General features: G+C 69.9%; 3 protein-coding genes and 1 pseudogene. All 4 read left to right on the forward strand.

The annotated features are described in order from the left end of the window. Nucleotides 1–291: pseudogene (locus tag ACXJKL_RS18015) on the forward strand (glycosyltransferase); the annotation flags it as partial. Then, nucleotides 288–1,208, forward strand: coding sequence for an ABC transporter permease (locus ACXJKL_RS18020; protein ID WP_457208381.1), 921 nt, complete (start codon nt 288–290; stop codon nt 1,206–1,208). The pseudogene ACXJKL_RS18015 and the gene ACXJKL_RS18020, both read left to right, overlap by 4 nt. Beyond that, on the forward strand, nt 1,208–1,984 hold the full coding sequence (locus ACXJKL_RS18025) for an ABC transporter ATP-binding protein (protein ID WP_457208382.1): 777 nt from the start codon (nt 1,208–1,210) through the stop codon (nt 1,982–1,984). The genes ACXJKL_RS18020 and ACXJKL_RS18025 overlap by 1 nt, the downstream gene beginning before the upstream one ends. Nucleotides 1,985–2,761: 777 nt before the next feature. Beyond that, a partial coding sequence (locus ACXJKL_RS18030) for a hypothetical protein (RefSeq protein WP_457208383.1) occupies nt 2,762–3,130 on the forward strand: 369 nt, incomplete at its 3' end.

The following is a 3,130-nucleotide window of genomic DNA, read 5'->3' on the forward strand; positions in this document are numbered from 1 at the left end:
GCCATGGACGCCAAGTGGTACCGCATCGCGCGCTACGACTCGGCCGTGGTCTCGATGCCCGACGGCAACTCGGCCGCGCTCTACCAGCGTGACCCGAACACGTTCCGCGACCAGATGAAGCGGACCGCGGAGATCCACGCCCGCTTCCAGCGGGAGTGGCCGCGGCTCGCCGCCGAGTACCGCGCGGCGCTCGGCGACATCACCTCGCCGGAGGCATGGGAGAAGACCTTCGAGCCCTGGACCGGCGCGAGCGCCGGGACGGACGCGGACACGGGGTCGGCGTCTGCATGAGCGGCACCCTGACCTCCGGCACCCCGGCCTCGCGACGTCCCACCCGTGACGAGCTCGAGGCGATGCCGCTCGCGCCACCGGCGGCGACCGGGCTCGCCGAGGTCGCGCGTCGGCGCTACCTGCTGCGGATGCTGGTGCGCAACACCATCCAGTCCCGCTACCAGGGGACCGTGCTCGGGTGGGTGTGGAGCTACCTCCAGCCGGCCATCCGGTTCTGCCTGTTCTACTTCCTGTTCCAGGTCATGGTGGGCCGCGGCGGCAGCATGGAGAACTTCGCCGTGCACCTCTTCTCGGGCATGGTGGTCGTCCACTTCTTCACCGAGACCTTCAACGGCGGCACCCAGTCGCTGATCCAGAACCGGTCCCTGATCACCAAGCTCCCGGTGCCGCGCGAGATGTTCCCGGTCTCGCGGATGATGGTGGCGGCCTGGCACACCGTGCCGATGCTGGTGATCCTGGTCTTCGCCTGCGTCCTGCTGGGGTGGATCCCGGATCCCGTGGGGATGGCCGCGATGCTGCTGGGCTTCAGCCTGACCGCCCTGCTGGGCCTCGCGCTCGGCCTGGTCTTCAGCGTGGCCAACGTCTTCATGCGCGACTTCGGCAAGGTGGCCCAGACGCTCACCCAGTTCGTCACCTTCAGCGTGCCGATGATGTACCCCTACACCCTGGTGCAGGAGCGCTTCGGCGAGCCGATCGCGACGTACTACCTCTGGAACCCGATGGCCGAGGCGGTGCTGCTGTTCCAGCGCGGCTTCTGGACCGGCACCACCAGCGACCCGGCGTACACCGAGTCCCTGCACCTGCCCGACCACCTCTTCACCCGGGGCCTGCTGATGACGCTCGCCGCCCTCGTGTGCGTCGTGCTCGCCCAGCGGCTGTTCGCCCGGCTCGAGTCGCGAGTGCCGGAGCGCCTCTGATGACCACGATGATCAAGGTGGAGAACGCCACCAAGACGTTCACGATGTCCTACCACCGCTCGCTCAAGCAGATGGCGCTGGCCAAGGCTCGTGGCCGCAAGACCCACGACGTCTTCAACGCCGTCGACGACGTGAGCTTCACCGTGCAGGAGGGGGAGTCGGTGGGCCTGATGGGCCTCAACGGCTCCGGCAAGTCGACCCTGCTCAAGCTCGTCAGCGGTGTGATGCGCCCCGACTCCGGCTCGGTGCTGACCCGCGGCCGGATCGCCGGCCTGATCGCCACCGGGGCCGGCTTCGACAGCCAGCTCACGGGCCGCGACAACCTGTACCTGAACGCGGCGATCCTCGGGATGTCGCGGGCCGAGACCGACCGCAAGTTCGACGAGATCGTCGACTTCGCCGACCTCGGCAAGTTCCTCGACACCGAGGTCGCCTACTACAGCTCGGGCATGAAGGCCCGGCTCGGCTTCGCGGTGGCCATCAACGTGGACGCCGACATCTTCATCGCCGACGAGGCGCTGGCAGTGGGGGACCGGCCGTTCAAGCGCAAGTGCAAGAAGCGCATGGACGAGATCGTGAAGTCGGGCGTCACGATGTTCTACGTCTCGCACGCGCCCGGCTCGGTCCGCAACCTCTGCGACCGGCTCCTGGTGCTGGAGAAGGGCAAGCTGGCCTTCGACGGTGACGTCGACGAGGGGATCACCTTCCTCGAGTACGACGATGACGACGACGAGGTGGGTCGCCGGTCCGACGACGGGCTCGGCGCCGACATCTGATGCGACCGTCGCTCCGCGGGCGGCCCCGGGGCGTTGGCAGCTGGCGGCGTACGGCGTCCTGCTGGGGCACGCGCCGGTAGGTGGCGGCGTACGACGTCTGGATCGGCTGCGCGGGTGTCGTCCGCCGCCAGTTGGCGCGGCGGGGGCGTGGGGCTGGCGGGGTCAGCTCCGTGGGCGGCCCCGGGGCGTCGGTAGCTGGGGGCGTACGGCGTCCTGCTGGGGCACGCGCCGATGGCTGGCGGCGTACGACGTCTCGATCGACCGCGCGGGTGTCGTCCGCCGCCACTTGGCGCGGCGGGGTGTGGGGCTGGCGGGGTCAGCTCCGTGGGCGACCCCCGGGGCGTCGGTAGCTGGCGGCGTACGACGTCTGGATCGGCCGCGCGGGTGTCGTCCGCCGCCACTTGGCGCGGCGGGGCGTGGGGCTGGCGGGGTAGCTCCGCGGGCGGCCCTTGGGGCGTCGGTAGCTGGCGGCGTACGGCGTCCTGCTGGGGCACGCGCCGGTTGCTGGCGGCGTACGACGTCTCGATCGGCCGCGCGGGTGTCGTCCGCCGCCAGTTGAGTCAGGTCGAGCGCGTTGGTCCATCTGGCCGTCGCAGGACCGGGCGATCGGCGCGATTTGCCCCCGCCGCACGCCTAGGAACTTGACAATCGTGGAAGTCGTCGGCGTGTCGACTGGAAATTACACGATTGTAGTTACTCACGAACTCTGGCGAACTCGTGTGACTGGTGTGAAAGTTGCGTCTCGTGTGACCTTCCCCGCGCACTGGAGTAGTCAATATGCGTCTCGTACAGGCCCGTTTCATCACCGCCTGCCAGCAGCTGCTGGCCCTCGGTGTCGTCCTTGCCGTCCTCACCCCGGCCTCGGGGGTGATCTCCCTCGACATCGTCGGCCAGCACCCGGGTGCGTCCGGCGCCGGCGGTCCCGCCGTCATCTCCGGCGCCCTGCGCTCGGCCACCGTGCCGACCGCCGTCGTGGAGCCCACCGTCACCGAGGTCCCCCTCACCACGACGACCGGCAGTGCCCGCGCACTCGCGGGCCGCACAGTGGTCGGTGCCTCGGTCACCAGCAGCCGCGTGACCAGCAAGCCCCAGGACGTGACGGGCTACGGCGCCGTCGGTGTCACCTGGGCCCACGGCGAGGACCTC

The organism is Nocardioides sp. P5_C9_2, from assembly GCF_054049555.1.